Source organism: Pantoea sp. Fr+CA_20 (genome assembly GCF_024520835.1).
GTDB classification, from domain to species: Bacteria; Pseudomonadota; Gammaproteobacteria; order Enterobacterales; family Enterobacteriaceae; genus Pantoea; species Pantoea allii.
The window spans coordinates 161,293-183,646 of the sequence record NZ_JALNPN010000003.1 but is presented as its reverse complement, the minus strand read 5'-3'; the positions used below and the strand labels follow the sequence as shown (position 1 = coordinate 183,646).

At 52.6% G+C, this 22,354-nt stretch carries 14 protein-coding genes and 1 pseudogene; 4 read left to right on the top strand and 11 right to left on the bottom strand.

Annotated features, from left to right (window positions below):
• Positions 1-22: 22 nt before the first annotated feature.
• From NR177_RS05690 to serC, 6 genes are all read right to left on the bottom strand, one after another.
• Positions 23-2,278 carry a DNA internalization-related competence protein ComEC/Rec2 gene (locus NR177_RS05690; RefSeq protein ID WP_256852449.1) on the bottom strand — a complete coding sequence of 752 codons (2,256 nt, stop codon included), beginning with the start codon at positions 2,276-2,278 and terminating at the stop codon, positions 23-25.
• A 202-nt stretch (positions 2,279-2,480) separates the two neighbouring features.
• Positions 2,481-2,765 (bottom strand): integration host factor subunit beta, encoded by a 285-nt coding sequence (gene ihfB / locus NR177_RS05685; RefSeq protein ID WP_003849360.1) that lies wholly within the window; start codon positions 2,763-2,765, stop codon positions 2,481-2,483.
• Between the two features lie 82 nt (positions 2,766-2,847).
• Positions 2,848-4,521 carry a 30S ribosomal protein S1 gene (rpsA, locus tag NR177_RS05680; protein WP_026021040.1) on the bottom strand — a complete coding sequence of 558 codons (1,674 nt, stop codon included), beginning with the start codon at positions 4,519-4,521 and terminating at the stop codon, positions 2,848-2,850.
• Between the two features lie 121 nt (positions 4,522-4,642).
• Positions 4,643-5,323, bottom strand: a complete 681-nt coding sequence (gene cmk / locus NR177_RS05675; RefSeq protein WP_256852526.1) for a (d)CMP kinase — start codon at positions 5,321-5,323, stop codon at positions 4,643-4,645.
• 192 nt (positions 5,324-5,515) lie between these two features.
• Entirely contained in the window at positions 5,516-6,802 is a 1,287-nt protein-coding gene (gene aroA, locus NR177_RS05670) for a 3-phosphoshikimate 1-carboxyvinyltransferase (RefSeq protein WP_256852448.1), read from the bottom strand.
• Between the two features lie 81 nt (positions 6,803-6,883).
• Positions 6,884-7,969: a 3-phosphoserine/phosphohydroxythreonine transaminase gene (gene serC, locus NR177_RS05665; protein ID WP_256852447.1), complete on the bottom strand. Its 1,086-nt coding sequence runs from the start codon at positions 7,967-7,969 to the stop codon at positions 6,884-6,886.
• 310 nt (positions 7,970-8,279) lie between these two features.
• Here serC and ycaO point away from each other — a divergent pair, with 310 nt between their 5' ends.
• From ycaO to pflA, 4 genes are all read left to right on the top strand, one after another.
• Positions 8,280-10,043, top strand: a complete 1,764-nt coding sequence (gene ycaO, locus NR177_RS05660; protein WP_096012526.1) for a 30S ribosomal protein S12 methylthiotransferase accessory factor YcaO — start codon at positions 8,280-8,282, stop codon at positions 10,041-10,043.
• Positions 10,044-10,419: 376 nt separating this feature from the next.
• On the top strand, positions 10,420-11,280 hold the full coding sequence (gene focA / locus NR177_RS05655; RefSeq protein WP_145395089.1) for a formate transporter FocA: 861 nt from the start codon (positions 10,420-10,422) through the stop codon (positions 11,278-11,280).
• Between the two features lie 72 nt (positions 11,281-11,352).
• A complete protein-coding gene (gene pflB / locus NR177_RS05650; protein ID WP_109717233.1) occupies positions 11,353-13,635 on the top strand; it encodes a formate C-acetyltransferase in 2,283 nt (760 codons plus the stop codon).
• Positions 13,636-13,803: 168 nt separating this feature from the next.
• Positions 13,804-14,544, top strand: a complete 741-nt coding sequence (pflA, locus tag NR177_RS05645; RefSeq protein WP_256852446.1) for a pyruvate formate lyase 1-activating protein — start codon at positions 13,804-13,806, stop codon at positions 14,542-14,544.
• Positions 14,545-14,659: 115 nt separating this feature from the next.
• On the opposite strand, the gene NR177_RS05640 is transcribed toward pflA, so the two are convergent.
• From NR177_RS05640 to NR177_RS23960, 5 genes and pseudogenes are all read right to left on the bottom strand, one after another.
• The gene (locus NR177_RS05640) at positions 14,660-15,814 is read right to left on the bottom strand and encodes an MFS transporter (RefSeq protein ID WP_256852445.1); all 1,155 of its coding nucleotides are present in this window, start codon (positions 15,812-15,814) and stop codon (positions 14,660-14,662) included.
• Between the two features lie 323 nt (positions 15,815-16,137).
• The gene (gene serS / locus NR177_RS05635) at positions 16,138-17,430 is read right to left on the bottom strand and encodes a serine--tRNA ligase (RefSeq protein ID WP_256852444.1); all 1,293 of its coding nucleotides are present in this window, start codon (positions 17,428-17,430) and stop codon (positions 16,138-16,140) included.
• A gap of 90 nt (positions 17,431-17,520) precedes the next feature.
• On the bottom strand, positions 17,521-18,864 hold the full coding sequence (locus NR177_RS05630; protein WP_063881143.1) for a replication-associated recombination protein A: 1,344 nt from the start codon (positions 18,862-18,864) through the stop codon (positions 17,521-17,523).
• Positions 18,865-18,871: 7 nt separating this feature from the next.
• Positions 18,872-19,483, bottom strand: coding sequence for an outer membrane lipoprotein chaperone LolA (lolA, locus tag NR177_RS05625; protein ID WP_063878940.1), 612 nt, complete (start codon positions 19,481-19,483; stop codon positions 18,872-18,874).
• Between the two features lie 182 nt (positions 19,484-19,665).
• A pseudogene (locus tag NR177_RS23960) lies at positions 19,666-21,891 on the bottom strand (DNA translocase FtsK); the annotation flags it as partial.
• Between the last annotated feature and the right edge of the window lie 463 nt (positions 21,892-22,354).

Genomic DNA, 22,354 nt, shown 5'->3' with positions numbered 1-22,354 from the left:
TTGTTGGAAATAGCCGGTCATTCTACCTGGATTCGCGTTTGACGCCAAACCACTGATGATACCAACGGGGCATTAATTGCTCTCGGAGGGTAAAAACCTGTATTTTTCCCTTATTAACCCTGATGCTTATCTGTCCAGATTGCCCCGTATCGAGCCAGTTATAGCCATATTCATGGTAATGCCGCAAAACAGGTTTCGCCGGCATGCGCCATGCATTATAGCGTGCCAGCGACGCCATCGCGGTGCTACCGGCGACGCTGCGCAGCAGTAAGCGAGACGACGAGGTACGGCTGCCATGGTGAGGAACCTGCAGGATATCAGCCTTAAGCTGCTGCTTTTCCAGCCTGACCAGTTGCTTTTCAGCCGGGCTTTCAAGATCGCCGGTCAATAACAGCCGGACTTTTCCATCATCCACCCTCACCACGCAGGAGTCGTTATTTTCGCCCGCGTTCGGCGCGGTGAGCGGCCAGAGCACCGTAAAATTTAGCTGTTTCCAGCGCCATGCGGCACCGCGAACGCAGGGTAAATGCTGGTGGCCCGCTAAACCGCTACGGACCTTCATTGTGGGCCAGTGTTGCAGAATGGCAGATAACCCACCGATATGATCGAGGTGTTTGTGGCTCAGTATGACCTGCTGCAATTTAAGACCTTTGCGTTGCATCCAGGGAATAATAACCCGTGTTCCCGCATCACTGTTTTGCCAGCGCGGCCCCGTATCGTACAAGACAGCCTCACGGCCCTGACTGATGACCACGCTCAAACCATGCCCGACATCCAGCATATCAATGCGCCATTCCCTGTCCGGTTTATCGTGGCGGGAGAACATCAGGGCCAGTGCGACAGCACTGCAGCTCCACGGCAGGCTGAATAGTACGCCAGTGCGCCAGACAAGCAGACCGCCCCAGACGATGAGCATATAAAAAGTCGCCCCTTGTAGCGGCCACCAGCCTGGCGGCAACAGAGCCAGGCCGGTTAACAGAAGACGAAGCGACACATCTGCCGCCAGCCAAAGCCACATGGATAATTCCGCTACCGGCAGCAGCATCGCAAGCAGTATCAACGGCACCGTGATGAATGACACCACCGGGATGGCCAGCAGATTCGCGATTAACGCCGTCATACTGATGCCATTAAATAAGCTCGCCTGTAGCGGCAGCATCAAAATCATCATCCCCAACTGTAGGTGGAGGAGCTGTATCGGCAACCAGCGGCGTGCGTGGCGAAAGCGCGCCACCAGTGGAAACCAGTGATACCAGGTCAACAACATGCCAACGGCCAGCACCGAGAGCCAGAAGCTGTCCGAGAGCACCGTCAGCGGATCGATAGCCAGCAGTGAGCCTACGCACAGCGTCCAGACCTGCCAGCCACTTAACTGCACGCCAATGAATCGTGTTACGGCCCAGAGAGTCAGCGCCAGCAATGCCCGCTGCGCAGGTGCATGAGCCCCCGAGAGCCAGGTATACAGCGCGGCAAAAATCCAGCTAATGACCACGGGATACCGATAACCAATACGGCGGGCCGGAAACAGAATCTGGCTACCCCGTGCCAGTAACCATCCCATCCCTGCTGCCAGCGCGATGTGCATGCCTGAAATAGCCATCAAATGTGCGGTGCCCGTGTCACGCAATAATTGCCGGGTAGCTTCACTCAGGTTGTCCCGGATACCAAACGCCAGTGCTTCAAGCGTGGCGGAGGCAGGCAACAAACCGTTTTGCTGGCGATGATAATGTATAAAACGCCAGCGCCAGCTGCAGGATGGATGCGTGATGACCTGCGAAATAATGCGTCCTTGTACAGGTGCATGGTTCGCCATGGCGAAACGCTGTGCATCAAAATCGCCTTCGTTGAGCCGGGCATGCACCGCCCTCAGCCTGAGCATCATTTTCCAGCGCTGACCCGGGCAATATTCACTGCTGTCACCCGGCAACGAGAGCCAGGCAAAGCGAGGTGGGAAAAACCTCTGGTTGCCCTCTTTGAGCAGTCTGACTCTGATGCGGGAATGGGTCTGATGTACATCCTCAATTTGCACATCGAACATCGCTGGCCGGGCAATCATCTTTTCGGTGTCGTTTACCAGAGATTGTGCATTGAAAAGCGACCATGCAGAGAGCAGCAGCGTCACGCCTGTCATACGCACGTAGCGGTGAGGCAACCGCATCAGGCAACCGCCACTCAGGAGCAACAGCACCGTTATTAACGGCGGCGGAAGCCGGGGTAATAGCAGTAAAGGTAAACTGCTCACCGCAGCGATTCTTGCCAGTGCAATCCATGTCAACATAATGCATCTCGCTCTTGTCGTAGCGCGAGTATGCCGCAGGGCTATTCTTGATAAAGCACGCTATGGGCAAAATAAGGGAAGCGTCGAAGTGAATATCGGCGGTTGCAGTCGTGCGGCTTTTTTCTGGAAGAGAGGTTCAGTGTCAAAATCAGGCAAAAAAAAACGACATCCGGAGATGTCGTTTAGGCGGTTCGGTATCGGCTTAGCCGTAAATGTTGGCACGATCACGCAGCTCTTTACCTGGCTTGAAGTGGGGAACGTATTTACCTTCCAGATCCACTTTGTCACCCGTTTTCGGGTTACGGCCAGTGCGCGGAGCGCGATAATGCAACGAAAAGCTGCCGAATCCCCGGATTTCAATGCGTTCGCCCTGTGCCAGCGTAGTGGCCATGTGCTCAAGCATCTCTTTGACTGCATCCTCAACGACTTTCGCCGGTATATGAGTGTGCTGTCCCGCCAGCCTTTCAATCAGTTCTGACTTGGTCATGTAACCTCCGGTTAATCCCTACAGGAATGTATGACAGCTTTTACCGAAACCGGGCGAATAAATCCGCCCGGTGCAAGGTCGATTACTCGCCTTTAGCCGCTTTGAACGCTTCAGCCATAGCGCTAGAGAAGTTGCCTTCTTCCTGTTTGGTGTTAACAGTGTTGATGGCTTCTTTCTCGTCAGCCTGGTCTTTCGCACGAACAGACAGGCTAACAACGCGGTTTTTACGGTCAACGCCGGTGAATTTAGCTTCAACGTCGTCGCCTACGTTCAGAACCAGCGTAGCGTCTTCGATGCGGTCCAGTGAAGCTTCAGAAGCGCGCAGGTAACCCTCAACGCCGTCTGCTAATTCAACTGTAGCACCTTTAGCATCAACTGCAGTCACTTTACCGGTGACGATGGCACCTTTCTTGTTCAAAGTGATGTAGTTGTTGAACGGATCTTCTGCCAGCTGTTTCACGCCCAGAGAGATACGCTCGCGCTCTGCATCAACCTGCAGTACAACGGCAGCGATTTCGTCGCCTTTTTTGTACTCACGAACGGCTTCTTCGCCAGTCGCGTTCCAGGAGATGTCAGACAGGTGAACCAGACCGTCGATGCCGCCGTCCAGGCCGATGAAGATACCGAAGTCAGTGATTGACTTGATTTTACCTTCAACGCGATCGCCTTTGTTGTGGGTCTCGGCGAACTGCTGCCATGGGTTAGATTTGCACTGCTTCAGACCCAGGGAGATACGACGACGCTCTTCATCGATGTCCAGAACCATAACTTCAACCACATCGCCTACGTTTACAACTTTAGACGGATGGATGTTTTTGTTGGTCCAGTCCATTTCTGAAACGTGTACCAGACCTTCAACGCCTTCTTCGATTTCCACGAAGCAGCCGTAATCAGTCAGGTTGGTTACACGACCAGTCAGCTTAGTGCCTTCTGGATAGCGCTTAGCGATAGCCACCCATGGATCTTCGCCCAGCTGCTTCAGACCCAGTGATACACGGGTACGCTCGCGGTCGAATTTCAGCACTTTAACGTTGATTTCATCGCCAACATTCACGATTTCGCTTGGATGCTTAACGCGCTTCCAGGCCATATCAGTGATGTGCAGCAGGCCATCAACGCCGCCCAGATCAACGAATGCACCGTAGTCAGTAAGGTTCTTAACGATACCTTTAACTTCCATGCCTTCCTGCAGGTTTTCCAGCAGCTGATCGCGCTCTGCGCTGTTCTCAGATTCGATAACCGCACGACGTGAAACCACGACGTTGTTGCGTTTCTGATCAAGCTTGATCACTTTGAATTCAAGCTCTTTGCCTTCCAGGTGCAGCGTGTCACGCACTGGACGCACATCAACCAGTGAACCTGGCAGGAACGCACGGATACCGTTCAGCTCAACTGTGAAGCCACCTTTGACTTTGCCGTTGATAATACCGGTAACAGTTTCAGCTTCTTCGTAGGCTTTTTCCAGCGTGATCCAAGCTTCATGACGCTTAGCTTTCTCACGGGACAGCAGAGTTTCACCGAAGCCGTCTTCCACTGCGTCCAGAGCAACGTCAACTTCGTCACCAACCTGGATTTCCAGTTCGCCGGCTGCGTTTTTGAACTGCTCTGCAGGAATTGCAGATTCAGATTTCAGGCCCGCATCAACCAGAACAACGTCTTTGTCGATAGAGACAACGACGCCACGAACGATGGAACCCGGGCGGGTTTCGATTTCTTTCAGGGATTCTTCAAATAGTTGAGCAAAAGATTCAGTCATATTGATAATCTTAGGATTCTTCAATTTAACGTCCATCTGACTTCATGTCGGATGGGGTTGTTTCACATGCCCTGCACCGGGTCCATGGCACAGGGTTAATAAATTCGTTTACGCCAAAATATCAGATGCCCAGCGTCTTTCGGGCATAATTCAGCGCCTTATCAATAACTTGCTCGATAGACATCTGTGTTGAATCCAACACTAATGCGTCTTCAGCAGGCACTAATGGCGCTATAGCGCGGTTGCGATCGCGATCATCGCGCTCTTTTATCTCGGCTAAAAGGCGATCAAAGTTAACATTAAAGCCCTTATCCTGCAACTGTAGCATACGTCGCTCTGCACGCACTTCCGGGCTGGCATCAAGGAAAATCTTGACGGGGGCGTCGGGGAAAACAACGGTGCCCATATCACGGCCATCGGCAATTAAGCCGGGGCCTTCGCGAAAAGCACGCTGGCGGCGCAATAGTGCCTCACGGACGCGGGGAAAAGCGGCAACGCGCGAGGCGGTATTGCTGACTTCCTGGGTCCGAATTTCGCTGGTGACTTCTTCACCTTCCAGAATGACCTGCATCTCGCCGTTCTGAGAGATAAAGCGCACATCCAGGTGAGCAGCAATGGGAACCAGTCCCTCTTCAGACTCAATATCGACCTGATGATGTAATGCGGCTAAGGCCAAAACACGATAGATCGCGCCGGAATCCAGTAAATGCCACTGCAAGGCTTCCGCCATCGCTTTGCACAGGGTGCCCTTTCCCGCGCCACTTGGCCCATCAATAGTTATGACCGTGGCAGTTGCTGTCATCATTCCCTCCTGTTGCTGCGCGCATTTTGGCCAGTTGGCCGTCACAAATGTCGGGCATTATACGCTGCCCTGCGACGCTTCGTTACCCTTTAGAGGGAAGGTGATGCGAAATTTCGCCAGAAAAAGGACTTTTCTGGCCTGCTGAATGGGAATGAGAAACAGGCCCGGCGAAATACTCACCGGGCGAGGAGATCAGGCGTTCTGGCTGATTTTTGCCAGTTGCTCGAAATAATCAGGGAAGGTTTTTGCAGTACAGCCAGGATCCAGAATGGTAACGGGCGTCTCTGATAACGCCACCAGCGAGAAACACATTGCCATACGGTGATCGTTATAGGTTCCGATCGCGGCATGCGTCAGGTGAGCCGGGGGCGTAATACGGATATAATCGTGCCCTTCTTCGACTTCAGCCCCGACTTTACGCAATTCTGTTGCCATAGCCGTCAGGCGATCGGTTTCTTTAACCCGCCAGTTATAGATGTTACGCAGTTGGGTGGTGCCCTGAGCAAACAGTGCAGCAGTCGCGATCGTCATAGCCGCATCAGGAATGTGATTCATATCCATATCGACAGCCTGCAGTTTGCCCGCTGTACAGGCGATGTAATCATCACCCCACTCGACGGATGCGCCCATTTTTTCCAGAACATCAGCAAAGCGAATATCGCCCTGTACGCTGTTACGACCAATACCGGTCACGCGCACAGTGCCACCTTTAATCGCTGCCGCCGCAAGAAAATAGGAGGCAGAAGATGCATCGCCTTCCACCAGATAATCTCCCGGTGACTGATACTGCTGTTTTCCTTTAATCAGGAAGTGCTGGTAGTTTTGATTTTCAACCTCAACGCCAAAGCAGCGCATCAGGTGCAGCGTAATATCGATATAAGGCTTAGAGACCAGATCGCCTTTAATGCTGATTCGCGTGTTCTCTTCAGCTAAAGGGGCCATCATCAGTAACGCGGTCAAAAACTGACTGGATACGCTGCCGTCTACGGTGACTTCACCGCCAACAAAGCCACCACGCAGGCGAACAGGCGGATAATCTGTATTCTCAAGGTAATCAATCTGGGCGCCCCCCTGACGTAACGCATCGACCAGATGCCCAATCGGCCGCTCTTTCATTCGCGGCTCGCCCGTGAGCACCACATCCTGCGCCCCAAGGCAGAGCGCCGCTGCCAGCGGGCGCATGGCCGTGCCAGCATTGCCCAGGAAAAGCTCAACCGGTTGTGCAGCCAAAAGAGGGCCGCCCTTTCCTGTCACTTCGCAAACGGTACGATCGTGGGAAAGGGTGAAATCCACGTCCAGAGCCTTGAGCGCATTAAGCATGTGCTTAACATCATCACTGTCCAGCAGGTTAGTGAGTCGGGTTTTACCCTTCGCTAATGCGGCCAGCAGCAACGCACGGTTTGAAACACTCTTGGAACCGGGCAAATTAACCGTGCCATTAACGCGAGCAATGGGCTGAAGGGTCAGGGAATCTTGCATGTGAAACTCAATCCTCAAAAAAACGACAACTCCGCCGGATGGCGGAGTCGGGTGTCAGCAGTCCCGCTGACTGGGGAATAATCAGCCGTGGCGACGTTCGAAATCAACCATGAAGTCTGTCAGCGCTTTAACGCCTTCCAGCGGCATAGCATTGTAAATGGATGCCCGCATGCCGCCGACAACGCGGTGGCCTTTTAACGCGTGCAAACCGGCTTTTAATGACTCGTCCAGGAACAGGCTGTCGAGTGACGCATCCGCCAACTGGAAAGGAATATTCATTCGCGAGCGGTTTTGCAGCGCGACATCGTTACGATAGAAATCACTCTTGTCGATCAGATCGTAAAGCAAGCCCGCTTTTGCCTGATTAATTTTCTCAATTTCGGCCACGCCACCTTTCTGCTTCAGCCACTTAAACACCAGTCCACTCAGGTACCAGGCGAAGGTGGGCGGTGTATTGAACATCGAATCATTTTCTGCCAGAACGCTGTAATCCAGGATAGAAGGCACGCTCTTATCGGCTTTACCTAACAGATCGTCCCGGACAATGACCAGGGTAATCCCCGCCGGGCCAATATTTTTCTGCGCACCCGCGTAAATCACGCCATAGCGGTTGATATCGAGAGTACGGGATAAAATCGTGGAGGAGAGATCGGCAACGACGACTTTGTTGCCAAAATCAGGTTCTTCATCAATGGCAACGCCGTCGATGGTTTCATTAGGACAGAAGTGCAAATAAGCGGCCGTGTCACTGACATCCCACTCACGCATCGGCAGAATGGCACGCTTACCCTCAAGGGTGGTTTTGACATCCAGGGTACGTGGCGAGCAATATTTAGCCGCTTCTTTAATAGCGCTGTGCGCCCAGTAGCCGCCGTCGGCATAATCTGCACTGGTGGCACTACCCAGCAGGTTACCCGGTACCGCAGCAAACTGCGCGCGTGCGCCGCCATGGCAGAATAAAACTTTGTAATTAGAGGGTATTTTTAGCAGATCGCGAAAGTCCGCCTCTGCTTCCTCAGCCACCTGAATAAATTCTTTACTGCGGTGACTGATCTCCATTACGGAAGTCCCCAGGCCGTGCCAGTTTGTCAGTTCTTGTTCTGCACGGCGGAGCACTTCGCTCGGCAGCATCGCTGGCCCAGAGCTAAAATTATAAATTTGCGTCATTTCCCTCACCACTGTCATATAAAACGGTTATGAATAACGATTCGGTTTTATCACTGCATTCTGGTGGCTGCAATCATAAATCTAACACCGGTCACATTTTTCCAGCACATCGCACCGAAGGTTATATTACCAATGCAATCCAACACGAAATATTGTGAGGCGAGTTCCTTTCGTTCAGTCTCGGCATTGGCAGATAAACCAGGGTATGAGAAAACGTCCGGTAAAATTGCTGCGCCTTGATAGCGAACAGGCAGCAAAAAACGTATCATTGCGCGCTTTACGCACCCTATTTTACAGAGAGAGCGGCACCATGACGCAAACTTTTATCCCGGGCAAAGATGCCGCCCTGGAAGACTCCATTACGCGTTTCCAGACCAAACTGCAGGATCTGGGCTTTAATATAGAAGAAGCCTCCTGGCTTAATCCCGTTCCACACGTCTGGTCTGTGCATATCCGCGACCGCGACTGCCCACTCTGCTTTACCAACGGCAAGGGTGCCAGCAAGAAAGCCGCTCTGGCTTCGGCGCTGGGTGAGTATTTTGAACGTCTGTCCACCAACTACTTCTTTGCCGATTTCTGGTTGGGTAACAGCATCGCTCAAGGCGATTTTGTCCATTACCCCAATGAAAAGTGGTTCCCCCTGCCTGAAGATGACAGCCTGCCAGAAGGCATTCTGGATGCGCGTCTGCGCGCCTTTTACGATCCTGAAAATGAAGTGGCTGCGTCAGATTTGATCGATCTTCAGTCGGGTAACCACGAGCGCGGTATTTGCGCCCTGCCTTTCACGCGCCAGTCCGATCAGCAAACCGTTTATATTCCGATGAACATCATTGGCAACCTGTACGTATCGAACGGCATGTCAGCCGGTAATACGGCCAATGAGGCACGGGTTCAGGGATTATCTGAAGTCTTTGAGCGTTACATTAAGAACCGTATTATTGCGGAGTCTGTCAGCCTTCCCACCATTCCTGAGTCGGTGATGGCACGCTATCCTGCCGTGGTGGAAGCCATTGCTCGCCTGGAGGCGGAAGGCTTCCCAATCTTTGCTTATGATGCGTCATTAGGCGGTAAGTACCCGGTTATTTGCGTCGTGCTGTTTAATCCTGCTAACGGTACCTGTTTTGCCTCTTTCGGCGCGCATCCGGACTTTGGCGTGGCGCTGGAGCGTACCGTCACTGAGCTGCTTCAGGGCCGTAGCCTCAAGGATTTGGACGTCTTTACGCCGCCTACCTTTGATGATGAAGAAGTGGCTGAACACGCTAACCTGGAAACACACTTTATTGATTCAAGCGGCCTGATTTCCTGGGATATGTTCAAAGAGACGGCTGATTATCCGTTTGTGGACTGGAAATTTGATGGCACTACCGAGCAAGAATTCAGCACGCTGATGGCGATTTTCGCGGCCGAAGGTCAGGAAGTCTATATCGCGGACTACGAGCACTTAGGTGTTTATGCATGCCGCATTATCGTGCCTGGCATGTCAGATATTTATCCGGCTGAAGACCTGCTACTGGCTAACAACAGCATGGGCGCGGGCATACGTGAAACGCTGCTTGCCCTGCCTGGAAGCAACTGGAACCCGGAAGAGTACCTCGATCTGATTTCTCAGCTGGACGAAGAAGGTTTTGATGACTTCACCCGCGTCCGCGAGCTGCTGGGTCTGGCAACGGGTAAAGATAACGGCTGGTACACCTTACGCATCGGCGAGCTTAAAGCGATGCTGGCGCTGGCCGGTGGTGACCTGGATCAGGCGTTAATCTGGACAGAATGGACCATGGAGTTTAACGGCTCCGTTTTCAGCCCAGCACGTGCAAATTACTATCGTTGCCTGCAAACCTTGCTGCTTCTGGCCATGGAAGATGAGCGTAATCCACTGGAATATCATGCTGCCTTTGTACGCATGTATGGTAGTGAGGCTGTAGAAGCAGCCTCTGCGGCGATCAGTGGTGAAGCGGCCTTCAACGGGCTCCAGCCGGTGGACAGCGATCTCACCGCTTTCCCTGCCCACCAGGCGCTACTGGCGGCTTATGAGAAACTGCAGCGTGCTAAACGTCGCTACTGGGAAAACGCATAATTATTTGCGGCATTCTGTCAGATTAAGTTTGCGATAAACGCAAAGGCACTAATACTCATTAGTGCCTTTCTTTTTTACCCATTAAGCATTTCAGTTATTAATAGATCATCGTTTTTATTATCCAGAATAAAAACAACACAATAGAGATATTTTGTTAACAGCACAGTGACGTCGACAGCTGCAGCACCTCGTCAATTAAACAAAACCTGCATTATTTAAAATAAATTTAATTATTTATTTTCAATAACTTATTCAAAAAACCATTCTTTTTTGTCAGAATTTTTCCGCCATTGCCCGGCCGAACATGATCTAAATCAACTTCTACCTCTGTTGCCTTTGTTATTATTTTTTCAGACAACTTTTGGAGTGAGTTAGTGTGAAAGCTGACAATCCTTTTAACCTGTTATTACCCGCCGCGATGGCGAAAGTTGCTGAAGACGCTGGCGTTTATAAAGCAACCAAGCATCCCCTGACAACGACCTTTCTCGCGTTTACTGCGGGCATGTTCATCTCTATCGCTTTTGTGTTTTACATTACGGCCACCACCGGCAGCGGTGAAATGGCCTACGGTATGGCAAAACTCATCGGCGGTATCTGTTTTTCACTGGGCTTAATCCTTGTCGTGGTCTGCGGTGCCGATCTGTTCACCTCTACCGTGCTGATTGTGGTCGCTAAAGCGAGTGGCCGTATCACCTGGGGGCAACTGGCACGTAACTGGATTAACGTTTATTTAGGTAACCTGGCCGGTGCACTGTTTTTTGTGACACTGATGTGGTTTTCCGGTGAGCATATGGTGGCCAACGGCGCATGGGGTTTAAACGTGTTGCAAACGGCCGACCATAAAATGCATCACACGTTTATCGAAGCCGTTTGTCTGGGCATCCTGGCAAATTTGATGGTCTGTCTGGCGGTCTGGATGAGCTATTCAGGGCGCACCTTAACAGATAAAAGCCTGATTATGATTTTGCCGGTGGCGATGTTTGTTGCCTGTGGTTTTGAACACAGTATCGCAAATATGTTTCTGATTCCTTTCGCCATCATTATTCGTGATTTTTCTGGCCCTGAATTCTGGCATGCCGCTGGCACGACCGCAGCACAGTTCCCGGCCCTCTCTGTAAAAAACTTTATTTTCGACAATCTGATTCCGGTCACGCTCGGCAACATCATCGGCGGCGGCCTGTTAGTTGGATTGACCTACTGGGTAATTTACTTACGCGGTGGGCACGAAACGCACTAATCCTGTCTCGACGGTGCATCACAACCCGATATACCCGAGAGCAAAAGTCTCCTTAAATAAGGCAGGTATAATATGACCGAACTTAACGCAAAACTCGCCTCAGCCTGGCAAGGTTTTACTGAAGGCGAATGGCAGAACAGCGTCAACGTACGCGACTTCATCCAGAAAAACTATACGCCGTATGAAGGCGATGAATCTTTTCTGGCAGGTGCCACCGAAGCCACAACCAAACTCTGGGAAAGCGTGCTGGAAGGCATTAAAGTTGAAAACCGCACTCACGCCCCCGTAGATTTTGATACCGATCTTGCTTCTACCATTACGTCCCACGATGCCGGTTACATCAATAAATCGCTGGAAAAAATTGTTGGCCTGCAAACTGAAGCCCCATTAAAACGCGCCATTATTCCCTTTGGCGGTATCAAGATGGTCGAGGGCTCATGCAAAGTTTACGGTCGTGAACTTGATGCCGCACTGAAAAAAACCTTCACTGAATATCGTAAAACCCATAATCAGGGTGTGTTTGATGTTTATACCCCAGACATTTTACGCTGCCGTAAATCGGGTGTATTAACCGGCCTGCCAGATGCCTACGGCCGTGGGCGCATCATCGGTGATTACCGTCGCATCGCATTATACGGCATTGACTATCTGATGGCCGATAAGTTTGCTCAGTTTACTTCCCTGCAGAGCGATCTGGAAAATGGCGTAAACCTGGAAGCCACTATTCGTCTGCGTGAAGAAATTGCTGATCAGCATCGTGCGCTGGGACAGATTAAAGAGATGGCAGCCAAATATGGTCACGATATCTCTGGTCCAGCCACTAATGCCGTGGAAGCGGTTCAGTGGACCTATTACGGCTATCTGGCCGCAGTAAAATCACAAAATGGCGCGGCCATGTCGTTTGGTCGTGTTTCAACCTTCCTGGATGTGTTCATCGAGCGCGATCTTAAAGCAGGCAAACTGAATGAAGAGCAGGCTCAGGAACTGATTGACCATCTGGTGATGAAACTGCGTATGGTGCGCTTCCTGCGCACGCCTGAGTATGATGAACTGTTCTCTGGTGACCCTATTTGGGCTACTGAATCGCTGGCCGGTATGGGTGTTGATGGTCGTACGCTGGTGAGCAAAACCACCTTCCGCTTCCTGAACACGCTGTACACCATGGGGCCGTCACCCGAACCTAATATGACCATTTTGTGGTCTGAAAACCTGCCGGTTAACTTCAAAAAGTATGCGGCGAAAGTATCTATCGATACCTCGTCACTGCAGTATGAAAATGACGACTTAATGCGCCCTGACTTTGACAACGATGACTATGCGATTGCCTGCTGCGTCAGCCCGATGATTGTCGGCAAGCAAATGCAGTTCTTTGGTGCCCGCGCGAACCTGGCGAAAACCTTGCTCTACGCAATCAACGGCGGCGTGGATGAAAAACTGAAAATGCAGGTGGGTCCAAAAGAGGCCAAAATCACCGACGATGTGCTTGATTTCGACATCGTGATGGCACGTCTGGATCACTTCATGGACTGGCTGGCAAAACAGTATGTCACTGCATTGAACATTATCCACTTCATGCATGATAAATACAGCTATGAAGCGTCGCTGATGGCACTGCATGACCGTGATGTTTATCGCACCATGGCATGTGGTATTGCCGGCCTGTCTGTCGCTGCGGACTCACTGTCTGCAATCAAATACGCGAAGGTGAAACCGGTACGCGACGAAGACGGTTTGGCCATTGATTTTGATATTGAAGGTGAATATCCACAGTTCGGTAACAACGACCCACGCGTTGACGACCTGGCTTGCGACCTTGTTGAACGTTTTATGAAAAAAATTCAGCAACTCGAAACCTACCGTCACGCAGTACCGACCCAGTCAGTGCTGACCATTACCTCTAACGTGGTTTACGGTAAGAAAACCGGTAATACGCCAGACGGTCGCCGTGCAGGCGCGCCTTTTGGCCCAGGCGCTAACCCGATGCACGGTCGCGATCAGAAAGGTGCGGTGGCATCCCTGACCTCGGTCGCTAAACTGCCGTTTGCTTACGCAAAAGATGGTATTTCCTATACCTTCTCTATCGTTCCAAACGCGTTAGGTAAAGATGACAACGTGCGTAAAACCAATCTGGCAGGATTGATGGACGGTTACTTCCATCATGAGACCAGCATTGAAGGCGGTCAGCATCTTAATGTGAACGTCATGAATCGGGAAATGTTAATGGATGCGATGGATAACCCTGAAAAATATCCTCAGTTGACCATTCGCGTCTCCGGTTACGCCGTGCGCTTTAACTCGCTCACTAAAGAGCAACAGCAGGACGTGATTACCCGTACCTTTACACAGTCCCTGTAAGTACGTTAGCCACTACGCTTATCTGAGGCTCCTTCATGGAGCCTCTTATTCAAAGTCTGCTTTGGTGGTTGTCTGAGACACGGATAACAACCAGAATCGATTTCCTGTTCAGAGCACGCCAGAGAGTGTGCCACCTGCTCCGCAGGCTTACCTGGAGAATACATCGCAATGTCAGCCATTGGTCGCATCCACTCATTTGAATCATGCGGTACCGTAGACGGTCCCGGTATTCGGTTTATCACCTTTTTCCAGGGCTGCCTGATGCGCTGCCTTTACTGTCATAATCGTGATACCTGGGACACGCACGGCGGTAAAGACATCACCGTTGAGGCGCTGATGGCGGATGTTCTGTCCTATCGTCACTTTATGAATGCATCAGGTGGCGGGGTTACCGCATCGGGTGGCGAAGCGATTCTGCAGGCCGAGTTTGTGCGCGACTGGTTTCGCGCCTGTAAAGCAGAAGGCATTCATACCTGCCTTGATACCAATGGCTTTGTTCGCCGCTACGATCCGGTTATTGATGAATTACTGGACGCGACGGATTTGGTCATGCTGGACCTCAAACAGATGAATGACGAGGTTCACCAGATCCTGGTCGGCGTGTCCAATCATCGCACGCTTGATTTCGCCCGCTATTTACAGAAAAAAGGGAAACGTACGTGGATCCGTTTCGTCGTGGTGCCCGGCTATTCTGACGATGATGACACAGTCCATCGCTTAGGCGTTTTTACTCAGGATATGGAAAACGTTGAGAAGATAGAGCTGCTGCCTTATCACGAACTGGGTAAACACAAATGGATTGCGATGGGTGAAGAGTACAAACTTGATGGGGTGAAGCCGCCCAGTAAAGAGACAATGGAGCGGGTAAAAAACATTCTCGCCAGCTACGGGCATGAAGTGATGTATTGATGACGATGCCGGGAATAGTCACCCCGCTCAATTCACCCCACTCACAGAAACGAATCACCCAACCCTCGGGCTGCGATGTGCCAACGAAGCACAGGGCAGCCCTCTGAGAAGTCGGTCAGGCATGCGCCACGGGCGTGGCATGATGATCGGCTTTACGCAACAGCATAACCAGGTAAACCAGCGCCACTGCCGCAATCATAACGAACAACACGCGGTCAGAATAACTCTGCATCAGCATCGCGGTCATGCTTGGACCAGCCAGGCTGCCCAGCGTATAGCTCAGCAACAACGCCTGATTCATAGCCACCAGTTCGTGGTGTGCAACGGTTTCACAGGCCCACGACATCGCCACGGGATAAAGCGTAAAACCGGCCAGCCCCAGTACAAACAATGCGGGTGCCATCGCGGCATTGGTCAGCATCGCAATAGCGCCCAGGATCACCACAAATACCTGCACACGCAGCACCATCATGCGGCCAAAGCGATCGGCCAGACGACCAATCGGCCACTGCCCGACAATGCCTGCACTGACCAGTAGCGCCATCCAGTAGCCAACGTTCGCGTCACTCATGCCCTGGTGGGAAAGATACAGCGGCATCAAACCATACAGCGAACCCAAAACAATACCTGAGATGATGCAACCGTTGATGCCAAGGCGAGAACTGCGGCGACGCAGCATAGGTAAAATGCGTCCACCCGGCAGCGCTTCAGCTGGGTCGCTGTGGGTGGCAACCTGAGTGAAGATGAGCGGTAAAATGGCACAAATCACCGTCGCAGTTACCCAGGGGATCACACTTAACAACGCAGTCGAAAGCTTGCTCACCAGCAGTTGGCCGGCAACCGTTCCCAGGTAATAGACGATCATATAAGCAGCTAGCAGTTGTCCACGGTTGCGTACCGTGCCGCTACATAATAAAGCGCTTTCAACCACGACCCAGACTAACGCGCAACCGATGCCCGCCGTAAAGCGTAACAGCGTCCATGACCAGAATCCCGACATCATCATCATGCACAGCGTGGCCCCGGCAAACAGACCGGTAGCCAGATAATAGCTACGGTTAAATCCATAATGTTTGATCAACCAGCCCGCCGTTAAGGTCCCGAGCAGATTGCCGGTATAATATGACGAACTCACTACGCCCACCTGCCAGGTAGCGAGAGAATCATGCGTCAGCCAGAGTGGAACCAACGTATTCAGCACAGCAATAGAAACTGTCATTAATAACAGGCCGCAAAGCAGCAATATCACAGGACGTGACCAGGTCGACATAGGGATTAAAAACCAAAAGAAATGAAGGAAATTGCGCGCAGTTTGCCATTGCGTTTTTTAAAGTCAACGGGGAGAAACAGGCCTCAGCACATTTTGCTGCCCGACAATTTAATTTATTTATCTTCAGTAAGTTAGCGGGATATTTTACGCCGATAAAAATAAAGCTATCTCTATGATAATGTAGATTTTTACGCTTCCGGCAGCGCGATACATCGATAACGTTTATTTGTGATAAATGCTTATGCGGTTCGTAGACATCGTTCCGCCATTTGGACCAAAAAAAAACCCAGCGGGCGCTGGGTTTTTCAGAGGATAACGGGCGATTAACCAATAAATTCCAGGCCCTTCATATAAGGGCGCAGTACCTCTGGCACGGCAATGCGGCCGTCTTGCTGCTGGTAGTTTTCCAGCACCGCCACCAGGGTGCGGCCCACAGCCAGACCGGAACCATTTAATGTATGGACCAGACGCGGCTTTTTATCCTGCTTATTACGGGTGCGGGCCTGCATACGGCGGGCCTGGAAATCCCCCATATTTGAGCAGGAAGAGATTTCACGGTACGTATTCTGCGCCGGTAACCACACTTCTAAATCGTAGGTTTTAGTGGAGCCAAAGCCCATATCGCCCGTACACAGCAGCACTTTACGGTAGGGCAGATTCAGCAGCTGTAAGACTTTTTCGGCATGACCGACCAACTCTTCCAGGGCATCCATTGAGGTTTCTGGCGCGACGATCTGTACCATCTCGACTTTATCGAACTGGTGCATACGGATAAGTCCGCGGGTATCACGGCCATAGGAGCCCGCTTCAGAGCGGAAACACGGCGTATGAGCCGTCAGCTTCAGCGGCAGGTTCTCTTCCTCGACGATTTCATCGCGTACAAGGTTGGTCAATGGCACTTCTGCGGTAGGAATCAGCGCATAGTGGCTGCTTTCTGATTCTTCTTCCAGTGGTCGGGTATGAAACAGATCTTCACCAAACTTAGGTAGCTGTCCTGTTCCGTACAACGTCGCGTGGTTAACCAGATAAGGCACATAGGTTTCCAGGTAGCCATGCTGCTCGGTGTGCAGATCGATCATAAACTGGCTAAGCGCACGGTGCAGGCGGGCAATCTGTCCCTGCATCACGACGAAGCGTGAACCGGTAAGCTTTACTGCCGCGGCAAAATCCAGCCCTTTCGCGGCTTCGCCCAGCTCAACATGATCTTTTACCTGAAAATCTAACTGGCGTGGCTCACCCCAGCGGCTGACTTCCTGATTCTCGCTGTCGTCTTTGCCCAGCGGCACTTCATCCGCAGGAATATTCGGCAGCGCCAGGCTAAAGTCGCGGATCTGATTTTGCAGTTCATCCAGTTCTGCTTTGGCAGCATCCAGGCGTTCGCCCAGGCTGTTCACTTCCTGACGCAGTGGCTCGATGTCTTCCCCACGTGCTTTGGCCTGACCGATGGATTTGGATCGGGAGTTACGCTCGGCCTGCAGGTTTTCGGTTTCTACCTGCAAGACTTTGCGACGCTCTTCGAGCGAACGCAGCATTTCCACATCCAGTTTGAATCCCCGGCGTGCCAGTTTTTCTGCGACTGCGTCTGGCTCATTACGCAGCAGATTTGGATCGAGCATGCTTATCCTGTGTATTTATGAGTTAAAAGAAGGGACGCATTCCTGCTGGAATGCGTTGAAAACATTGACCACATTACCGCAACGTCTGTTTTAGCGGTAGCGTTTTGTCTGGCTATTTTGATCGAGTTCAGTAAGCCAGGCCAGCTTTTCGCCAATTTTGCCTTCAAGACCACGTTGTGTTGGATGATAGTAACGTGTTTGTGCCATTTCAGGGGGGAAATAGACCTCGCCAGCCGCGTAGGCGTTGGCTTCATCATGGGCATAGCGGTAGCTTTCACCCAGGCCCATCTCTTTCATTAGCTTAGTGGGCGCATTGCGCAAATGGTCGGGGACATCAAAATCGGGATGGTCGCGCGCATCACGCATCGCGGCCTTAAACGCGTTATAAACGGCGTTACTTTTTGGCGCGCAGGCCAGATAAACAATGGCTTGTGCAATCGCCCGCTCCCCTTCCGCGGGGCCGACGCGGGTAAAACAATCCCAGGCCGAAATCGCAACCTGCATACCGCGAGGATCGGCGTTGCCGACATCTTCAGAGGCAATCGCCAGCAGGCGACGTGCCACATAGAGCGGATCGCCACCTGCGGTAATAATCCGTGCGTACCAGTAGAGGGCAGCATCCGGTGCCGAACCGCGAACAGACTTATGTAACGCAGAAATGAGGTCGTAAAAACGGTCGCCCTTGTTATCAAAGCGCGCAGAACGCTCACCGGCCACCTCGGTTAACAGCTGTGGCGTTAATTCCCTTTTCCCGTCCGCACGGGTTTCGGCCATATCCGCCATCATTTCCAGCGTGTTCAGCGCACGGCGCGCATCGCCGTTCACCAACTCAGCGATCATGCGCCGCGTATTATCCGGTAGCAGGATATCGCTGTTGCCATAGCCTCGATCGGCGTCCTGCATAGCCTGGTCAAGTACCTGCTCGATGTCCTCTGTGGTCAGGGACTTGAGCAAATAAACGCGGGCGCGTGACAACAGGGCGGAATTAAGCTCGAAGCTGGGGTTTTCGGTCGTTGCACCAATAAAGGTGATTGTGCCGTCTTCAATATGCGGCAGAAAGGCATCCTGCTGGCTTTTATTGAAACGGTGCACCTCATCCACGAAAAGAATCGTGCGACGGCCGGCCTGCTTGCTCAGGCGCGCACGTTCTATCGCTTCACGAATTTCTTTGACACCTGATGTGACGGCAGAGATGCGTTCAACGTCCGCGTTGCCGTAGTGCGCTATAATCTCGGCCAGCGTGGTTTTGCCTGTTCCTGGCGGTCCCCAGAGAATCATTGAATGCAAATGGCCAGCCTCAATCGCGCGCGGCAGCGGTTTACCCGCAGCCAACAGGTGTTGCTGACCAATATAGTGCTTCAGGGTTTCTGGCCGCATACGCGCGGCCAGTGGTTTAAAATCTTCGCTGGAGAAATCCAGGGACAGGTTACTCACTACCACCTCACTGACGTTGATCATCCACCGTGACGCCTTTAGGCGGGGTGAAAGTGAATTTATCCGGGCTGATAGGGCCGTTTTTCTGGCTCTTTAACTGGTAGTTACTGCGCTGCCCATCCTGCTCTATGGCGCTGAACTGATTGATGGTGCCGTCTGGCGTCACATCAATCGTGAACTGCTTGAGATTGCCATCGCTTTTCTTCGGCGTCAGTTCAAATTTGTCGCCCTGCTGCTTGACGTTATATTGCTTCCAGTCACTCGACTGATTACGGGCAATCAACATAAATGGCGTATTACTGGTGGCGTTTTTTAACAGGCTTACCGTGGCCTGTTCTACAAACGGGTTGTAGAACCATAACGATTTTCCGTCAGAGATGATGACGCTCTCGTCAGGCGCGGTCATGTGCCAGTTGAACAGGCTTGGGCGTTTAACCCACAGCTCACCTTCCCCGTCCTGCACGTTAGCACCGCTGCCATCGGTAACCTTTTGAGTAAAGCTGGCGTGGAAGCTGTTTACTTTATTTAAACGCTGTTGCAGGTCAGTCGATGCATCAGCGAAAGCGCTGGCTGAACCCAAAGCGGCCATCAGGCCGAAGGCGATTACGCGTAATTTCATCTGCTTAAATCCTTATTAAATCGTTTCCCGTTGATAACGATACTAAGCCTGGTCGCTGTCCTGCATTTAATACAGGAGAAAAAACCGAAAGCCTAATCAACTATGGGGGTTAACCGCTAAAAAACAATGAGCCAGCAAGAACTGGCTCATTGATTTATGTTTCAAAGCTTATCGCTCAGGCTCTACATATCATGTGGCGGTGGTGACAGGACTTCGCGGTTACCGTTATGACCCGGCGCCGAGACAATTCCTTGTGCTTCCATCTGCTCAATGATGCGCGCGGCGCGGTTATAGCCGATACGGAACTGACGCTGAACGCCCGAAATAGAGGCGCGACGCTTGTCTACCACAAAGCCCACCGCCTGATCGAACAACGGGTCCAGTTCTTCATCGCTGTCGATACCGCCTGCACCTTCGCTCTCTTCACCCGCCGTAATGCTCTCAATGTATTGCGGACGGCCACGCGCTTTCCAGTCCTGCACAACGGCATGAACTTCCTGATCGCGCACGAAGGCACCGTGAACACGGACCGGCATGGAGGAGTTTGGCGGCATATAGAGCATGTCACCCATCCCCAGCAACGACTCCGCGCCGCCCTGGTCGAGAATAGTACGCGAGTCAATTTTACTTGATACGGTAAAGGCAATACGGGTCGGGATGTTCGCTTTGATCAGACCGGTAATCACATCCACCGAGGGACGCTGGGTTGCCAGCACCAGGTGGATACCTGCCGCACGTGCTTTCTGCGCCAGGCGGGCAATCAGCTCTTCCACTTTTTTACCCACGGCCATCATCAGGTCGGCGAACTCATCCACCATCACCACAATGTAAGGCAATTTTTCCAGCACCGGTGGCGTCATGTCCATACTGTCGCCCGGTTTCCAGAACGGATCGGGAATTGGACGGCCCATCGCCTCCGCCTGCTCAACTTTCTCGTTGTAGCCCGCAAGATTACGCACGCCAAGCGCCGACATCAGTTTATAGCGGCGCTCCATCTCACCGACGCTCCAGCGCAGCGCATTCGCCGCATCTTTCATATCGGTGACGACTTCGGTGAGTAGATGCGGAATGCCTTCATAGACCGACAGCTCAAGCATTTTCGGGTCGATCATAATAAAGCGCACTTCTTCCGGCGTGGCTTTATACAACATGCTGAGAATCATGGCGTTCACACCGACTGACTTACCCGAACCGGTGGTACCCGCTACCAGTAAGTGTGGCATTTTCGCCAAATCGGCCACTACCGGCTGACCGGCAATGTCTTTACCCAGTACCACGGCCAGAGGTGAAGGATTGTCACGGAATTTTGGACAATCCAGCACTTCACGTAAGTAAACGGTCTGACGATGCTTATTCGGTAATTCCAGTCCGACATAGGGCTTACCGGGAATCACTTCAACAACGCGCACTGCCGTGGTCGACAGTGAACGGGCCAGATCGCGTGACAGGTTAGAAATACGCGCGGCTTTCACGCCAGGCGCCAGATCCAGTTCAAAGCGGGTAATCACCGGGCCTGGAGAAATGCCGACGACTTCCGCCTTAACACGATAATCGCCCAGGCGTGATTCAACCAGACGTGCCGTCTGCTCCAGCGCAAACATATCAACCGGCTCCTCTTCGACAGGCGGCGCGGTTAACAGATCCAGCGAAGGCAATGGCGTGGAGGGTTTTTCCAGCGGCTGCTCATGACGCATCAGGAAAGGGTGAATCAGGCTGTCATGCAGCGACGGTTTTGTGTCTTCGACGGGTTCTGGCTGTTGAACAGGTGCCGCGAAGGTATCCGACACCACGCTCTGTGTCGGCACCGTTCTCTGGGCTGCCGCCTGTTCTGGGGCGGCCTGCATTTGCTGCCACGGCTCATGTTTTGCCGCCACGTCATCCGTTTCAGGCGCAGCCGCAATGGTGAACAGCGGCTCAACAGGTCCATCATCGACCAAATCTTTCATCGGTGAGAAATCAAAAGCCGCCGAGGTATCCAGATTGAAAACCGGCGCGTTGTTGTCGGGCTCCGCCTCATAGCGCTGTTGCTGCTGTTCGGCGAACTGACGTGCCAGCGATGCCTGCTGCAGCGCCAGTTCATCGTCCTCGTGCTGCTCATCCTGTTGCCAGCGCTCGCCATAACGCTGTTGCTGTTCCGACTGAAACGCGTGGCGTAACTCGGCCTGTTGCAGCGCGTCTTGCTCCTCTGCAGACCAGTCCGGGTTGTGCGTATCCTCAGGCACTGGCTGAGACGCGGGGCTTTCAGACAGCTTCGCTTTCTCTTCCGCCATGCGCTGCGAAGGCAGTTTGATACCGTACGAGGCCAGTTCGCGTCGGGTCGGTAATTTCACTGGATTCGGCCGGGGCAGCGCCGGGCCAATCCCCTGCTTCACCTGCGGATTCGCCTGATTTTCAGGTACCGGTTCAAACAGGGGCGACATCGATGACGCCTGCTTTGCGGCAACGGCTGATGTCACCGCGCTGCTCAGCGTCGCGGCAGAGGCTGCCTCGCGCCAGTTGCCCATTTTCGGCTCATCATCCTCATAAGCCGTAAAGGGGCTTGAGGATGCAGGCGTTTCATCCGGCATTTCAAAACGGTACAGAGGCGGTTCGCTCACCGGTTTATCCTGCGGAACAGGATCAAGCGGCGCAGCATTGCGCACGGGAGTAGAATAATGTGCTGCCGATTCCTGCGCGGACGCGGCGGAAAAATGGGCGGATTGTGCAGGTACAGCGCCCACTGGCTGAGCGACAGGGGCTACTGACTGTGCGGTCGCCGCATTGGACAGCGCCGGGGCAACGGCAGGCTGCTGGGTCGGCACCGCAGCGGACGCCACCGGCATATCGGAAGCGTCGACGGTTGCAGCGACGGCGGCGCGAGTGGCTGTTGCC

Coding starts and splice junctions, on each gene's coding strand:
- pflA (WP_256852446.1), top strand. CDS start 13,804: ATGTCAGCCATTGGTCGCATCCACTCATTTGAATCATGCGGTACCGTA.
- rpsA (WP_026021040.1), bottom strand. CDS start 4,521: ATGACTGAATCTTTTGCTCAACTATTTGAAGAATCCCTGAAAGAAATC.
- ycaO (WP_096012526.1), top strand. CDS start 8,280: ATGACGCAAACTTTTATCCCGGGCAAAGATGCCGCCCTGGAAGACTCC.
- aroA (WP_256852448.1), bottom strand. CDS start 6,802: ATGCAAGATTCCCTGACCCTTCAGCCCATTGCTCGCGTTAATGGCACG.
- pflB (WP_109717233.1), top strand. CDS start 11,353: ATGACCGAACTTAACGCAAAACTCGCCTCAGCCTGGCAAGGTTTTACT.
- serS (WP_256852444.1), bottom strand. CDS start 17,430: ATGCTCGATCCAAATCTGCTGCGTAATGAGCCAGACGCAGTCGCAGAA.
- lolA (WP_063878940.1), bottom strand. CDS start 19,483: ATGAAATTACGCGTAATCGCCTTCGGCCTGATGGCCGCTTTGGGTTCA.
- serC (WP_256852447.1), bottom strand. CDS start 7,969: ATGACGCAAATTTATAATTTTAGCTCTGGGCCAGCGATGCTGCCGAGC.
- NR177_RS05640 (WP_256852445.1), bottom strand. CDS start 15,814: ATGTCGACCTGGTCACGTCCTGTGATATTGCTGCTTTGCGGCCTGTTA.
- ihfB (WP_003849360.1), bottom strand. CDS start 2,765: ATGACCAAGTCAGAACTGATTGAAAGGCTGGCGGGACAGCACACTCAT.
- NR177_RS05690 (WP_256852449.1), bottom strand. CDS start 2,278: ATGTTGACATGGATTGCACTGGCAAGAATCGCTGCGGTGAGCAGTTTA.
- cmk (WP_256852526.1), bottom strand. CDS start 5,323: ATGACAGCAACTGCCACGGTCATAACTATTGATGGGCCAAGTGGCGCG.